Raw genomic sequence first — 14,620 nt, 5'->3', positions numbered from 1 at the left:
GTGAAGTCGCTATTATATGTTGTTTTGAGTTTTTGGCAAGTTTTATTTTGTACTTTGTGTTTTGTTTTTGTTTTTTAATGGAATAAAGCATAGATGAGGTCGTCTGAAATTGCGTTTCAGACGACCTCTGTGCGTTTGGAGGATGGTTTGCTGCAAGGGGTATTTCAAAGTTTGTGGCAGATGTCGCCGAAGCGGAAACCTGTCCAGTCGATGTCGATGTTTTTGCCAAAGGCGATGACTTTGAAGAGTTCTCCCATTTCGTGTTGGTCAGTCAATTTCTGTACGGCAGTGCTGATGCGGAGGTAGTCTGCTGTGCCTGGGGGAGCGATTTGTGCCAGCAGGTCGGTAATGCCTAGGTTGAATAGGAAATGGGACTGAGCTAGGTAGCCGATGAGATCCAGTCCGCCGTCAGTGCCTGCTTGGGCAATGTCGGTAAAGTTGACATGGGCGGTCAGGTCGGTCAGACCGATATGGAAAAACGGATCGTGAATGGTGTGGTGGCGGTAGTGGGCGATGAGCGTGCCTTCGTCGCGTTGCGGGTGGTAATACTGGGCGGCGTCAAAACCGTAGTCGATAAATATCATGCCACCGCGTGTGATTTTCTGCGCGAGGGTGAGGATAAAAGCGTATTGGGCGGGGTGTAGCTCGCTAGTGTAGGGGTGTTCGGTTTTGGGAAAATAGGTGGCGGCTAAACGGAGTAGGTCGGGTTGTTTCAAAGGTTGCGGGCTTTGTTCAAGCTGTCCGTCTGGGTTAATGGAGACACCGATGTGTTGAAAGGTGTTTTGATTGCGGCGGATGATTTCGACAGGCATGGCATCGAGGACTTCGTTGCCGATGATGATGCCGTCGAAGGATTCGGGCAGTTCGGTCAGGTGGATGACTTTTTGTGTCAGTTGCGGGGTGGTGTGTTCTGCGATGAATTGGCGTTGGCGTTCGGCAAGTTCGGGGGAAAGTTCGATGATGTAGTAATGCTTGAGGTCGTCTGAAAGGCTTTTCAATAAGGTGGCGGCAAGATGTCCTGTACCTGCACCGAATTCGTAGATGTTGCCGGCAGTTTGCGGGAGTAGTTCGGCAAGTTGTCGGGCGAGGGTTTGTCCGAACAATGGGGTGAGGGTGGGGGCGGTAATGAAATCGCCGTCTGTGCCGATTTTATGGCTGCCGCCGGTGTAGTAACCGTATTCGGGTGTGTAGAGTGCAAGCTCCATGAATCGTGAGAAAGGAATCCAGTTATTTTGGGCTTTTATTTCCTGTGTGATGATTTCGAATAGTTTGGAACTTGAGGCTTGCGCGGCAGGGGAGGGGAGGGGGAGGTGTGCCTTCATAACTGTTAGATAATGTAAAATTTGTGAATTTATTTGTCTATTATAACGTGAACGGAAAAGGGGCGTTTTTTCATTTTTTTATACCATATATTGTGTCTAAATAAGATTTTTAATACTACATATTGTGTTTTCAAAAACCAAATCGGGTAAAATGGGTGGTTCGGCTTGTGTGCTTGTTTGGTTAAAATACTGTTTTTTAATGATTTTGTTGTTGCATATGTACTGGGATTTTAGAGTAGGGCGATTTGACCGAGGCGTTAAAATTTTTTATAGTGTGGGCTAGTGGGGCGATGTGGGTAAAAGTGTCTGCGTTGCCCAAAAAATTCCGATTTAAACCGATAGGACGAAATTGTGTTTGGTGGCGCTCACGAATTGAGTATTGACAGCAAAGGGCGGTTGGCAATTCCTGCCAAGTTCCGCGATATTTTGCTGCGCCATTATACGCCGTCGATTGTGGTTACTTTGGATTCCCGTGAAAAATTGTTGATGTACCCAGAAGCTGAATGGGCAAAGGTTGCCGAGCAGCTTTTGCACCTGAAAACGGCAGGAAATCCGATGTTGCAGCGTTATCAAAATCTGCTGCTGCATAATGCGGATACGCTGGAATGGGACAGCGCCGGCCGCGTACTGATTCCTGCCAATCTGCGCAAACGGGTGGATTTTGAAAAAGACGTTACCTTGGTCGGTCGCGCCAACCGTTTGGAATTGTGGGGCCGTGATCAATGGGAAGCTGAAATGACTCAGGCTTTGGATGATGATCCTGAAGAGTTGGCATTCCAATTAAGTCAGACGGATTTGCAATTGTGAGTAATGCTGAATATCAACATATCACCGTTTTGTTAAATGAGGCGGTTGATGCTCTGGCGGTTCGTGAAGACGGTATTTATGTAGATGGGACGTTCGGCAGGGGAGGGCACTCCCGATTGATTTTGTCCCGTCTGGGCAGTCAAGGTCGTCTGATTGTGTTTGATAAAGACCCGCAAGCGATTGAAGCTGCGCAAAAGCTGGCCGAGCAGGATGGGCGAGTTACGGTAGTCCATGACGGATTTTCAAGTTTTCAGACGACCTTGGATAAGCTGGGTATTGAAGAGATAGATGGTGCGTTGTTTGATTTGGGGATTTCGTCCCCGCAGATAGATGACGGCGCACGAGGTTTCAGTTTCCGTTTTGATGCACCTTTGGATATGCGCATGGATCCGACGCGGGGAATGTCCGCTGCAGAATGGATTGCAACAGCATCGGAACAGGATTTGCACGAGGTTATCAAGAATTATGGTGAAGAGCGGTTTAGTCGCCAGATTGCGCGCGCCATTGTTGCGCAACGGACAGAAAGTCCGATCGATACAACCCGCAAGCTGGCGCAGCTCGTGGCACAAAACGTCCGTACTCGTGAGCGGGGGCAAGACCCTGCGACGCGCACCTTCCAGGCAGTTCGCATCTTTATTAACCGCGAGCTCGAAGAGGTAGAGGCGGTTCTGCCGCAAGTGATGGGTCGTCTGAAGCAAGGCGGACGTTTGGCGGTTATTGCGTTCCATTCGCTTGAAGACCGCATCGTGAAACAGTTTGTCAAGAAGTATTCGCAACATCCTCCCTTGCCGCGTTGGGCGGCAGTAAAAGAAGCGGATTTGCCTCTGCCGCCGTTAAAGTCGGTGGGAAAGGCGATAAAGCCGGGTGTTGAGGAAACCGCCTTCAACCCGCGGGCGCGCAGCGCAGTTTTACGAGTCGCGGAGCGGACGGGCGGTGAGATTACAGAATAAGCATTATGTGGGGCAGGTGTCCTCGGAACAAACAGATTGAGGTCGTCTGAAAATAATGAATAAATTAAATATCCTTTTGTTGGTCTTGGTGTCGGTATCTGCTTTTGCGGTGGTCACCGTGCAAGACCAATCGCGTTTGCACTTCATCGCTTTGGATAAAGCGCAAAAGCAGGAAATTAAGCTTGATCAGGACTATGCACGCTTGAAATTGGATCAGGCGCGGCTGGCGAACCACAAGCTGATTAAGGTGGCTGCTGAGAAGCAGCGCCTCAAACCGCCTAGTGCGGGCAATACTGTGATGGTGGAAAGAAAAAAATAATATTAATAATGATAAAGCCGGCAAATAGAGAAGATATTCGTCGGTATGCGGAACACGGGTTCGGCAAACATAATATATGAGAACTTTAAAATGTTGATTAAGAACGAATATAAGCCTCGGATGCTGCCTAAGGTCGAAAAAATCAAAAAACCCGTTACCAGCGACGGGCGTATCCGTATTGTTTTGGGGTGTATGGCACTTGCTTTTACTGCATTGCTCGGGCGCGGTATTTATCTGCAAACCACGCAGCATGAGTTTTTGAAAAATCAGGGTGATCAGCGTTTTGTCCGTACCCTGACTCTACCTGCGTCGCGCGGCATGATTACGGACCGTAACGGCGCGACTTTGGCGTTGAGTGCACCGACTGAATCCTTGTATGCCATGCCTTCCGGTATGGAAGAAATGCCGACTGCTGAACAGATGGCTAAGTTGGCGGCTATTGTTGATCTGCCTGTTGAGGCGTTGCAGGAAAAATTGGCGAAAAAAGATAAAGATTTTATTTATCTGAAGCGCCAACTCAGCCAAGAAAAAGCGGAAGAAATTAAAGCTTTGGGCATTAAAGGCTTGGCATTCCAAAAAGAACTGAAACGCCATTATCCGATGGGTAACCTGTTCGCACACGTTATCGGTTTTACCAATATCGACGGCAAAGGTCAGGAAGGCTTGGAATTGTCGCGAGAAGACAGTCTGCATGGTGCGGACGGCGCGAAAGTGGTTTTGCGCGACAATAAAGGCAATATCGTCGATAGTTTGGATTCTCCGCGGAACAGCGATCCGAAAAACGGGCAGGACATGGTTTTGTCTTTGGATCAACGTATTCAAACGCTTGCCTATGATGAGCTGAATAAAGCAGTGGCTTATCACAAAGCCAAAGCAGGTACGGTTGTGGTATTGGATGCACAAACCGGCGAAATCTTGGCTTTGGTCAACAGCCCTGCCTATGATCCCAACCAACCGGGCAGCGCCGATAGCGAACAACGCCGCAATCGCGCCGTTACCGATATGATTGAGCCGGGTTCCGCGATGAAGCCGTTTACAATTGCTAAAGCACTGGATTCCGGCAAAGTCGGTGTGGCTGATCGTTTTAACACCATGCCTTATAAAATTGGTCCCGCTACCGTACGCGATACCCATGTGTATCCTACTTTGGATGTGCGCGGCATTATGCAAAAATCTTCCAACGTCGGCACCAGTAAACTGTCTACAAAATTCACGCCTAAAGAAATGTATGATTTTTATCATGATTTGGGTGTGGGCGTGCGGATGCACTCCGGTTTCCCAGGTGAGACGGCCGGTCTTTTGAGAAGCTGGCGCAGATGGCAGCCGATTGAACAGGCAACCATGTCTTTCGGTTACGGCTTGCAATTGAGCCTGCTTCAATTGGCGCGTGCTTATACCATGTTGACACATGACGGCGAATTGTTGCCGGTCAGCTTTGAGAAACAGGCGGTTGCGCCCAAAGGCAAACGCGTGATTAAAGCTTCGACCGCGCGTGAAGTTCGTGATTTGATGGTGTCTGTAACCGAGCCCGGCGGTACGGGTACGGCGGGTGCGGTAGATGGTTTCGACGTCGGCGCGAAAACCGGTACAGCGCGTAAGTTGGTCAACGGACGTTACGTTGATAACAAACACGTCGCAACTTTCATCGGTTTTGCTCCTGCCAAAAATCCCCGTGTGATTGTGGCGGTAACCATCGACGAACCGACTGCAAACGGTTACTACGGCGGCGTAGTGGCGGGTCCGGTCTTCAAACAAGTCATGGGCGGCAGCCTGAATATCTTGGGCGTTTCCCCCACCAAGCCTCTGACCAATGTTGCAGCCGTTAAAACACCGTCTTAATCCGAGTATCAACGAGATTATTTTATGTTCAGCAAGTTAACCCCTTTAGCTGAAACCAACATTCCGCCTCTGCTGTGTGCAAACGCAGCAGGGCGTTTGTTGCATTCAGACAGCCGTCAAATTAAACAAGGTGATATTTTTGTCGCCTGTCAGGGCGAATATACGGACGGCCGCAGTTATATCCCCGCAGCCATTGCCAACGGCGCGGCTTTTGTTTTTTGGGACGACGACGGCAAATTTGCGTGGAATCCCGAATGGAAAGTCCCCAATCAAGGCATCAAAGATTTGAAACACCGTGCCGGCATGTTGGCAGCGCAAGTTTACGGCAACGTTTCAGACGACCTCAAAGTCTGGGGTGTAACCGGTACCAACGGCAAAACTTCCATCACACAATGGCTGGCGCAAGCCGCCGATTTGTTGGGCGAAAAAACCGCCATTATCGGCACGGTCGGCAACGGCTTTTGGGGCGCATTGGAAGAAACCACGCACACCACCCCCGCCCCCGTCGATGTCCAAACCCTGCTCTACCGTTTCCGTCAACAAGGCGCGACAGCCGCCGCGATGGAAGTCTCCAGCCACGGTCTTGACCAGTCGCGCGTCAACGGCGTGCCATTCCGCAGCGCAATCTTCACCAACCTCACCCGAGACCACCTCGACTACCACGGCACGATGGAAGCCTACGGTGCCATCAAGTCGCGCCTGTTTTACTGGCACGGCTTGAAACACGCCATTATCAACGTGGATGACGAATACGGCGCAGAATTCATAGGTCGTCTGAAAAAAGACTGTTCCGATTTGGCTGTTTACGGCTACGGCTTCAGCGAACACGCCGACATCCGCATTGTTCATTTCACCGCTTCTTCAGACGGCATGGAAGCCGTATTCCAAACCCCGTGGGGTGAAGGCCGCTGCCGCACGCGCCTGCTCGGACGGTTCAACGCGCAAAATCTCGCCGCCTGCATCGCCTTGCTTTGTGCCAACGGCTATCCGCTTGATAAAGTATTGGATGTGTTGGCAAAAATCCGTCCCGCCTCAGGCCGTATGGATTGCATCATGAACAGCGGCAAACCCTTGGTCGTCGTCGATTACGCCCACACACCCGACGCATTGGAAAAAGCACTCTCCACCTTGCAGGAAATCAAACCGCAGGGTGCGGTTTTGTGGTGCGTATTTGGCTGCGGCGGCAACCGCGACCGCGGCAAACGCCCGCTAATGGGAGCAGCAGCCGTACAGGGTGCAGACAAAGTCGTCGTCACCAGCGATAACCCGCGTTTGGAAAATCCGCAAGACATCATCAACGACATCCTGCCCGCCGTTCCCGCGCCCGAATGCGTCGAAGCCGACCGCGCCGCCGCTATCAGTTACGCAGTCGAACGTGCCGCCGCAAACGACATCATCCTGATTGCCGGCAAAGGACACGAAAATTATCAGGACATGCAGGGAGTGAAACATCATTTTTCTGATTTTGAAGTGGCAGAGAAAGCATTGGCAGAGCGGAGATAACAACGGGTACCAAAGTTTTCAGACGGCCTGAAGGTCATCAAGGTCGTCTGAAAACGTTTATACCCACGATAAAAACAACAGACACACGCATTACGGCACGTCAGCTATTAAACCTATCGCAGTTGTTTCAGACGGCCTCTAATTATCATTTCAAGAGGCCGTCTGAAAAACAAGGAGACCGATTTGATGCTGAAAATGCCGACAAAAACCCTTTTAATTAGTGCAGCCATGATTTTATTTGCAGGCTGTACCATCAAACAACTGCCGCGCCCGAACGCCGAAATTGCCGAGCTGAGGGCGAAAGAACCGCCGACGGCGCAAAGCCTGCCCAATCCCGTTAAAGGCAAGCGTTTTGACGACACTTGGGGCGCAGCGCGCAGTCAGGGGCGCAGACATGAAGGCGTGGATATTTTCGCCAAGAAAAACACGCCGATACGCAGTACGACGCCCGGTATCGTCACCAAAATCGGGCGCAACCGATTGGGTGGCAAAGTCATCGGCATACAAGGACCGGGCGCATGGCACTATTATGCCCACCTCAACAAATTCGCCCGCGTCCGTCTGTACGACCGCGTGAAAGAAGGGCAAGTCATCGGCTATGTCGGTAAAACCGGTAACGCCAAAACCACACCGGCGCACCTGCATTATGGCGTGTATTTACCAAACGGAGCGATCAATCCCTATCCGTTGATTAATCAGGACAAATAGGTCGTCTGAAAAAAGAGTGAAGAGATGAACGCAAAAAAATTGGTCAAGGCAACGAACATCATCGGTATGGTAGCAGTGACACTGCTGGTGTACTGGGTGTTCGCGTTGATATTGATTCAAGTCTTCGGACTCAAGGTGTTCCGTGAACACATTACAGAAATTTTCCTGATGAGTATTTTGGGGATTTTGGCTGTGATGGGCGGCACGTTGATGCTGAACATCATGTTGAATCTGACCCGTATTGCCGAGCGCGGGCAGGAAGAAGAAGTCCGTGGCGGTAGGAAAACCGTATATCTGCTGTTGGCGGTATTTCCTATTTTGGCGGTGTTGCTGTTCGGCGGCAATTACCTGACTATTCAACAAAAACGCGATATCTTAATCCAATCGTCGGAGCGCATCGTCAAAGACAATTCTGCTCAACTCGATGCGTTGGCCGATTACCGTTTTGACTTGGCGTATATCAGAAAAACGTCGGAAATCTTGGATTTGATGGCTAAAGATGATTCTTCGTTCAACGCTGCCATGATTATCGTGCCGGATAAGATCGGCAACAAACCGGTTTATCTGGCTTTTTCAGCCGACTCCACCCGTCTTACCCTGAGTGACGAAGTCGTGCCTGCCGCCAATCAGAATGCAGAAGGTGGCGATAATTTCGTCGTGAATCGAAATGGTGAGAAAGTGGCGGTCAAGAAAACGGACTATGTCTATTCCCCGGATTTGAAGGGGCGCGAATACCTGCAAAAAGTATTTGCCGGACAAACCCAGGAAATGCGCTATGAAGCGGAAGACGGTCATTACAGCCTCTGCCACCCTTACCGTAAAAACGGTAAAACCATCGTATTGTGTTTCTCCGATTATCAGGAGTACGGAAAAATCGGTAGCTGAGTGTGGGAAAATCGGTTTCAATAGTACAGGAATACGTCAAGTGAATGATTTACAAGAAGTATTGCTGAATAAGTATGTAGAGATTTTAAACAAACCGGAACATCAGAACTTATTGCGTGCAATTAGCAATAAAGACAATAAATTATCCAATATCCATTTGGGCTTTGTCCCTGAGCATTATGAAAGCGCAGAACATAAAATTCTGATTGTCGGTCGAGAAACACGAAGTTGGTACGATAGCAAGAAATTTGATGAATATCATGCCGAAAATGTAAGGCAACTGATGTCGTTAAGCAAAGATTTTATTTGGCGGAATTTGACTGGGGATTTAAAAAGAAACACAAAAGGAGCAACATTTTTCAATTTCGTCCGCAAGGTTGCCAAGCGAAGTGGGAATGAGGGCATCTTGTGGGCTAATATTTTTGCGGTGGACTATAAAACTAAACATCCTAAACATTCGGATTGGTTCGAAGATATAAAAACACTTTCCTGTAAATTGTTACGTGCCCAAATTGAAATTTTAAAGCCACAGATTATTCTTTTCGTGAGCGGAGACGGCGGCGTAGCGGCGCGGAGGGAGTGCTTTCCTGATTTGTCCGGCTCGGATCAAGGCATAAACGGCTTGAATAAGGGAAAACTGGAAAAATTTTCTTTTGAAGGTAATAAGGAAATAATATGTTACCGAGCACCTCATCCCAGTACCAGAAATCGAGAAGGAAGGCGTGCTTTAAAGGTGCTCGTCGAAGAGTTGCTGCCTTCTGCCAAAGTGTAAAATGCCTTTGCAACAAAATGCCTGTTTGAAAAAAACAAACGAAAGAAACCATGAAACCACTAGACCTAAATTTCATCTGCCGGACCCTCAACCTTCCGACGCCGTCTGAAAACAAACCCGTGTCGCGCATCGTAACCGACAGTCGCGACATCCGCGCGGGCGATGTGTTTTTTGCTTTGGCGGGTGAGCGGTTTGACGCGCATGATTTTGTTGAAGACGTATTGGCTGCGGGTGCGGCGGCGGTTGTGGTTTCGCGCGAAGATTGCGCTGCTTTGGATGGCGCGTTGAAAGTTGATGACACACTTGCCGCATTGCAAACGCTGGCGAAGGCATGGCGCGATAATGTGAACCCGTTTGTATTCGGCATTACCGGCTCGGGCGGCAAGACGACGGTGAAGGAAATGCTGGCTGCGGTATTGCGCCGCCGTTTCGGCGATGATGCCGTTTTGGCGACGGCGGGCAACTTCAACAACCATATTGGGCTGCCGCTGACTTTGTTGAAATTAAACGAAAAACACTGCTATGCCGTGATCGAAATGGGTATGAACCATTTCGGCGAACTGGCGGTTTTGACGCAAATTGCCAAACCCGATGCCGTTTTGGTCAACAACGCCCTGCGCGCCCATGTCGGCTGCGGTTTTGACGGTACGCTCGATATTGCCCAAGCGAAAAGCGAGATTTATCAAGGCTTGGGCGAGAACGGATTGGCTTTGATTCCGTGCGAAGACGAACATGCCGCCGTGTTTCAGACGAGCTCCCAAGGTCATCAGCAACAGACTTTCGGCGTCGATAGCGGCGATGTCCACGCGGAAAATATCGTGCTGAAACCTTTGTCGTGCGAATTTGATTTGGTGTGCGGCGACGAGCGCACAGCCGTGATGCTACCTGTTCCCGGCCGCCACAATGTTCACAACGCCGCTGCTGCTGCCGCGCTGGCTTTGGCTGCGGGTTTGAGTTTGGACGATGTGGCGGAAGGTTTGAAAGGCTTCAGCAATATCAAAGGTCGTCTGAACGTCAAAGCCGGCATCAAAGGCGCGACCCTGATTGACGATACTTACAATGCAAACCCCGACAGCATGAAAGCCGCGATTGACGTGTTGGCGCGTATGCCTTCGCCGCGTATTTTTGTGATGGGCGATATGGGCGAACTGGGCGAGGATGAAGCCGCCGCCATGCACGCCGAGGTCGGCGCGTACGCCCGCGACCAAGGCATCGAAGCGGCTTATTTTGTCGGCGACAACAGCGTCGAAGCGGCGGAAACGTTTGGCGCGGACGGTTTGTGGTTCGCTGCCAAAGACCCGCTGATTCAAGTGTTGAGCCACAATTTGCCCGAACACGCCACCGTATTGGTGAAAGGTTCGCGCTTTATGAAGATGGAAGAAGTCGTCGAGGCGTTGACGGATAAAGAGGTCGTCTGAAAATGGGGCAGAAAAGAAAACGACCTATACTGTTGCAAGTTATCGTTGGGATGATAGTAGTGGCAGCAGTTTTATGGCCTGCGACAGTGTGGCTTTACATCGAAAATGTAGGATTTGAGACAATAAGGACAGCATACGAAATCACAAGTGGACGTTTACTTTGGTTTTGGTTAGGAAATTTTTATTTGCTTGTGCAAGTCATATTGATGCTGGTTACTGCTGTTGGACTATGGAGAGGTAAGGATTGGGCGCGTAGGTTGTGGCTATTTAGTTGCATTCTGTATATCGTTTACAATACAGTCAATTATTTAACTGTGAGTTGGGCAAGTTGGTTGTCATGGCCGGATGTTGTTATTCGTGCTGCAATTTGTTATAGCCTATTTTACTTACATCCTAAAGATTATTTTCAGACTCAAGAAAATAAAACTTGAAAAGACCGTCAGAAATATGAAAAAGATTTTTCTATTGGCTAGTTTGCTGATTGCCACGTTTTATGCCGGAATGAAAGTACAGGCATTTATTTATGAAGATACCTGTTTGGACTTGGGCGGCGGCAAAAATCCGGGAAATTATCCGATTTGCGTGATTGAGAAAGACGCTAACGCCGCTGCTACTCAATAATGTTGCCATCTCTCTAAACAACGGATAACGGGTTTGTCAGAAACCAGCATAGAGAGTGAACTTCAGCAGGCGCTGACTGTCATAAGCAGCTTGATAATCAACAAAGGTCGTCTGAAACTTTTTCAGACGACCCAAAAACCAAACTTTAAAACGGGCGATAAGCCCAATGTAACAACAAAAACAAAAGGAAGCCCCATGTTTTTATGGCTTGCACATTTCAGTAACTGGTTGTCCGGTCTGAATATCTTTCAATACACCACATTCCGCGCCGTCATGGCAGCCTTGACCGCCTTGGCGTTTTCCCTGCTGCTCGGTCCGTGGACCATCCGTAAACTGACGCAGTTGAAAGTCGGGCAGGCGGTACGCACCGACGGGCCGCAAACCCACCTCATCAAAAACGGCACGCCGACCATGGGCGGTTCGCTGATTCTGACCGCCATCACCGTGTCCACAATTTTGTGGGGCAACTGGGCAAACCCGTATATTTGGATTCTCTTGGGCGTATTGCTCGCCACGGGTGCGCTCGGTTTTTACGACGACTGGCGCAAAGTCGTCTATAAAGACCCCAACGGCGTTTCTCCCAAATTCAAAATGGTGTGGCAGTCGAGCGTCGCCATCATCGCCGCGCTTGCCCTGTTTTACCTTGCTTCCAATAGCTCCAACAACATCCTCATCGTCCCCTTCTTCAAACAAGTCGCCTTGCCGCTGGGCGTGGTCGGCTTCGTCGTTCTGACCTATCTGACCATCGTCGGCACTTCCAACGCCGTCAACCTAACCGACGGTCTTGACGGACTTGCCGCCTTCCCCGTCGTCCTCGTCGCCGCCGGCCTCGCCATCTTCGCCTACGCCAGCGGACACTCGCAATTCGCCCAATACCTGCAACTGCCTTATGTCGCAGGCGCGAACGAAGTCGTGATTTTCTGTACCGCCATGTGCGGCGCGTGTCTCGGATTTTTATGGTTCAACGCCTATCCCGCGCAAGTCTTTATGGGCGACGTCGGTGCGCTGGCATTGGGCGCGGCACTCGGTACCGTTGCTGTCATCGTCCGCCAAGAGTTCGTCCTCGTCATCATGGGCGGCCTGTTCGTCGTTGAAGCCGTGTCCGTCATGCTTCAGGTCGGCTGGTATAAGAAAACCAAAAAACGCATCTTCCTGATGGCGCCTATCCACCACCACTACGAACAAAAAGGCTGGAAAGAAACCCAAGTCGTCGTCCGCTTCTGGATTATCACCATCGTCTTGGTGTTAATCGGATTGAGTACGCTGAAAATCCGTTAACTATTCAGATCAATATCGAAAAGGTCGTCTGAAACAGATTTCAGACGACCTTTTTCTTTGTTTGAAAGAGAAACAGAAATCACAGGATTTGCTTTGAGGGCTTTCAAAAGTATCTGTTTGAAACGATACTGTGATTGCTGTTCAGCCCTTTAGATTTAATCGGCGCTACTCCGCCCAAATCACTGTTTCCGACGCATCGCGGCGCGGTTTCGGGTTAATGTCGCGCACACGGTAGCCGAAGGTTGCGGCGACGGATAAGCCGTAATTCTCAGGATCGAGCAATCTGGCTTCGGCAAGGATTTTTTCCACTTCAGCATACTCCATACCTTCAATGGCGCAAGAATCGATGCCGAGCATCGCCGCGCCGGTGAGCATATTGCCCAGCGCGATGTAGGTTTGCTTGCTTGCCCAGTCAAACAGGGCGCGTTCGTCGTCGGCGATGGGCATATCGTGGGTTTGGAAACGGCGGTAGCGTTCAAATGCGCCCGCCCTCTCTTCAGCGGTCAGACCGCGTCTGTCCATCATTTCTTCAAAAGCGGGACTGTCGTAGCGGGCGTGTTTTCGTGCCAATAGGAAAACGACATGGCTGGCCTCCAAAATGGAAGCCTGCATCCCCCAAGCAAAGGGTTTGATTTTTTCGCGCAATGCTGTGTTCTGCACAACCACAAACTGCCACGGCTCGCAGCCGACGGAGCTGGGCGAAAGGCGGCCGAAATCAAGGACGGCGGCAAAATCTTCGGCACTGATTTTGCGCGCGGGGTCGTAATAGCGGACGGAAACGCGGCGTTTGAAAATTTCGAGGGCTTGTTCGCGGGTCAGTATCATGATGATTCCTTTGATTGAGTATGGAAGGGGCTTCCTTTCGGACAATCAGAATGGTCAAACGTTCGCAAAGTTTGCAAGACCAGCGGCAGCGAAACCGTTTGACGGTTGTGTGCAGAAAGGTAGGCGGCGTTAATCAGCTCCAGCGATTTCAAGCCTTCGCGCCCATCGACAACAGGATCGGCCTTGCCGCGCAACACATCGACAACATTCCGATAATACAGCGGATGTCCGAAACCGTACACCGACGTGGTTTCGTAATTGGCGGTTTTGACCTGCTCGTCGTAATCACGTTCATTGGCAAAATTCCATTCCTGAATTTCGTTCACCGCCATGCCGCCGATGCGTACCGTGCCGGTTTCGCCCAAAATGGTAATCGAGCCTTCGAGGTTTTTCGGATAGGTACACATGGTTACCGCCATCGAACCGAACGTGCCGTCGCGCCAACGGAGGTTCATCACGCCTGTGTCTTCGGCTTCAATTTTGCGGTGGGTCGCAATCATCGCCTGCACTTCCGCCACCGGGCCGATGAGCCATTCCATCAAATCGACGTAGTGGCTGGCTTGGTTCATGAACGCGCCACCGTCCAGCTTCCAAGTGCCGCGCCAACCACCCCCTTGGTCGTAATACGACTGCGGGCGCGTCCAAAAAACATTCAAATGCACCATATAGATTTTGCCGAAGCGTTGTTCCGTGACCGCGCGTTTGAGCAGTTGCAGCGTGGCGTTGAGGCGGTTTTGTTTCACCACAAACAAGCGTTTGCCCGCTTTATCGGAGGCTTGAACCATGCGTTCACCGTCCGTAAAGCAGGTTGCCATCGGCTTTTCGGTAACGACGTGAAAACCCGCTTCCAATGCCTCAACTGCCTGTTCGGGATGCAAACCGGACGGCGTGGTGATGACGATTACGTCGGCATCGGTTTCGGCGAGCATTTCCGTATAGCAGGTATAGCCTTTCGCACCAGTGCGCTTGACCGCTGTTGCAAGCGCGGCAGGATCGATGTCGCATACAGCAACGAGTTCGCAATCTTCCTGCAACAATTCAAAAGAACCGAAATGATTGTTGGAAATACGGCCGCAACCGACTAAGGCGAATTTGATTTTACGATCGGAGATGGGTTCAGACATTTTCAGACGACGTAACAGAAAAAATGGGGGGATTATAGTGACATTTTGGTGAAGCGTTATAGACGGAAAAGCGCAAAGATATCGTCTGAAAATCTGATTTTGGTTTTTCAGACGACCTTTTACGTTAGGTTTGGTTTATCTCTCTTACGTGTCTGTCTGAAATGATGCAGGACAGTGCGGTCTGTTGTGGAAATGACGAGACGGATATTTTCTGTTTTAATTCCCCTATCGACAGCCCACCGTCGGGAG

The 14,620-nt window shown here is 50.3% G+C and carries 15 protein-coding genes; 12 read left to right on the top strand and 3 right to left on the bottom strand.

Translation table 11 applies throughout. From position 1 onward, the window contains the following. Positions 1-164 precede the first annotated feature (164 nt). Positions 165-1,322 carry a class I SAM-dependent methyltransferase gene (locus AC5M9B_RS06300; protein ID WP_487648395.1) on the bottom strand — a complete coding sequence of 386 codons (1,158 nt, stop codon included), beginning with the start codon at positions 1,320-1,322 and terminating at the stop codon, positions 165-167. Positions 1,323-1,673: 351 nt separating this feature from the next. On the opposite strand from AC5M9B_RS06300, the gene mraZ reads away from it, so the two are divergent. The 12 genes from mraZ to mraY all read left to right on the top strand — a co-directional run bounded on the left by mraZ (position 1,674) and on the right by mraY (position 12,422). Beyond that, a complete protein-coding gene (gene mraZ, locus AC5M9B_RS06295; protein WP_019271187.1) occupies positions 1,674-2,129 on the top strand; it encodes a division/cell wall cluster transcriptional repressor MraZ in 456 nt (151 codons plus the stop codon). Then, positions 2,126-3,079: a 16S rRNA (cytosine(1402)-N(4))-methyltransferase RsmH gene (gene rsmH, locus AC5M9B_RS06290; RefSeq protein WP_039405764.1), complete on the top strand. Its 954-nt coding sequence runs from the start codon at positions 2,126-2,128 to the stop codon at positions 3,077-3,079. The genes mraZ and rsmH overlap by 4 nt, the downstream gene beginning before the upstream one ends. 55 nt (positions 3,080-3,134) lie before the next feature. Beyond that, positions 3,135-3,398, top strand: coding sequence for a cell division protein FtsL (gene ftsL, locus AC5M9B_RS06285; RefSeq protein WP_003743297.1), 264 nt, complete (start codon positions 3,135-3,137; stop codon positions 3,396-3,398). A 90-nt stretch (positions 3,399-3,488) separates the two neighbouring features. Beyond that, positions 3,489-5,237 carry a peptidoglycan D,D-transpeptidase PBP2 gene (gene penA, locus AC5M9B_RS06280; protein WP_487648394.1) on the top strand — a complete coding sequence of 583 codons (1,749 nt, stop codon included), beginning with the start codon at positions 3,489-3,491 and terminating at the stop codon, positions 5,235-5,237. Positions 5,238-5,261: 24 nt separating this feature from the next. Next, on the top strand, positions 5,262-6,740 hold the full coding sequence (locus AC5M9B_RS06275; protein ID WP_487648393.1) for a UDP-N-acetylmuramoyl-L-alanyl-D-glutamate--2,6-diaminopimelate ligase: 1,479 nt from the start codon (positions 5,262-5,264) through the stop codon (positions 6,738-6,740). 186 nt (positions 6,741-6,926) lie between these two features. Further along, positions 6,927-7,448: a M23 family metallopeptidase gene (locus tag AC5M9B_RS06270; protein ID WP_070655442.1), complete on the top strand. Its 522-nt coding sequence runs from the start codon at positions 6,927-6,929 to the stop codon at positions 7,446-7,448. A gap of 24 nt (positions 7,449-7,472) precedes the next feature. Then, positions 7,473-8,333: a hypothetical protein gene (locus AC5M9B_RS06265; RefSeq protein ID WP_049230309.1), complete on the top strand. Its 861-nt coding sequence runs from the start codon at positions 7,473-7,475 to the stop codon at positions 8,331-8,333. A 40-nt stretch (positions 8,334-8,373) separates the two neighbouring features. After that, positions 8,374-9,105, top strand: coding sequence for a uracil-DNA glycosylase family protein (locus AC5M9B_RS06260; protein ID WP_083310414.1), 732 nt, complete (start codon positions 8,374-8,376; stop codon positions 9,103-9,105). A 50-nt stretch (positions 9,106-9,155) separates the two neighbouring features. Beyond that, on the top strand, positions 9,156-10,523 hold the full coding sequence (locus AC5M9B_RS06255) for a UDP-N-acetylmuramoyl-tripeptide--D-alanyl-D-alanine ligase (protein WP_070655443.1): 1,368 nt from the start codon (positions 9,156-9,158) through the stop codon (positions 10,521-10,523). Positions 10,524-10,555: 32 nt separating this feature from the next. Continuing rightward, positions 10,556-10,954 (top strand): hypothetical protein, encoded by a 399-nt coding sequence (locus AC5M9B_RS06250; protein WP_141752032.1) that lies wholly within the window; start codon positions 10,556-10,558, stop codon positions 10,952-10,954. Positions 10,955-10,970: 16 nt separating this feature from the next. Then, a complete protein-coding gene (locus AC5M9B_RS06245) occupies positions 10,971-11,144 on the top strand; it encodes a hypothetical protein (RefSeq protein WP_180949620.1) in 174 nt (57 codons plus the stop codon). Positions 11,145-11,339: 195 nt separating this feature from the next. Then, positions 11,340-12,422, top strand: coding sequence for a phospho-N-acetylmuramoyl-pentapeptide-transferase (mraY, locus tag AC5M9B_RS06240; RefSeq protein ID WP_070655447.1), 1,083 nt, complete (start codon positions 11,340-11,342; stop codon positions 12,420-12,422). Positions 12,423-12,587: 165 nt separating this feature from the next. Here the strand turns inward: mraY and AC5M9B_RS06235 are convergent, their stop codons facing one another. After that, a complete protein-coding gene (locus tag AC5M9B_RS06235) occupies positions 12,588-13,250 on the bottom strand; it encodes an NAD(P)H-dependent oxidoreductase (RefSeq protein WP_280530528.1) in 663 nt (220 codons plus the stop codon). Further along, positions 13,244-14,371, bottom strand: a complete 1,128-nt coding sequence (locus AC5M9B_RS06230) for a Gfo/Idh/MocA family protein (protein WP_070655451.1) — start codon at positions 14,369-14,371, stop codon at positions 13,244-13,246. Before AC5M9B_RS06230 ends, AC5M9B_RS06235 begins: the two co-directional genes overlap by 7 nt. Positions 14,372-14,620 lie beyond the last annotated feature (249 nt).

The organism is Neisseria flava (assembly GCF_982712965.1).
The sequence above is the reverse complement of the archived record's forward strand: the minus strand, read 5'-3'. Positions and strand labels throughout refer to the sequence as shown.

What these genes read in the sequence shown, in the direction of transcription:
- AC5M9B_RS06300 (WP_487648395.1), bottom strand. Translation starts at nt 1,322, where the DNA reads ATGAAGGCACACCTCCCCCTCCCCTCCCCTGCCGCGCAAGCCTCAAGT.
- ftsL (WP_003743297.1), top strand. Translation starts at nt 3,135, where the DNA reads ATGAATAAATTAAATATCCTTTTGTTGGTCTTGGTGTCGGTATCTGCT.
- penA (WP_487648394.1), top strand. Translation starts at nt 3,489, where the DNA reads ATGTTGATTAAGAACGAATATAAGCCTCGGATGCTGCCTAAGGTCGAA.
- AC5M9B_RS06275 (WP_487648393.1), top strand. Translation starts at nt 5,262, where the DNA reads ATGTTCAGCAAGTTAACCCCTTTAGCTGAAACCAACATTCCGCCTCTG.
- AC5M9B_RS06270 (WP_070655442.1), top strand. Translation starts at nt 6,927, where the DNA reads ATGCTGAAAATGCCGACAAAAACCCTTTTAATTAGTGCAGCCATGATT.
- AC5M9B_RS06265 (WP_049230309.1), top strand. Translation starts at nt 7,473, where the DNA reads ATGAACGCAAAAAAATTGGTCAAGGCAACGAACATCATCGGTATGGTA.
- AC5M9B_RS06255 (WP_070655443.1), top strand. Translation starts at nt 9,156, where the DNA reads ATGAAACCACTAGACCTAAATTTCATCTGCCGGACCCTCAACCTTCCG.
- AC5M9B_RS06245 (WP_180949620.1), top strand. Translation starts at nt 10,971, where the DNA reads ATGAAAAAGATTTTTCTATTGGCTAGTTTGCTGATTGCCACGTTTTAT.
- mraY (WP_070655447.1), top strand. Translation starts at nt 11,340, where the DNA reads ATGTTTTTATGGCTTGCACATTTCAGTAACTGGTTGTCCGGTCTGAAT.
- AC5M9B_RS06230 (WP_070655451.1), bottom strand. Translation starts at nt 14,371, where the DNA reads ATGTCTGAACCCATCTCCGATCGTAAAATCAAATTCGCCTTAGTCGGT.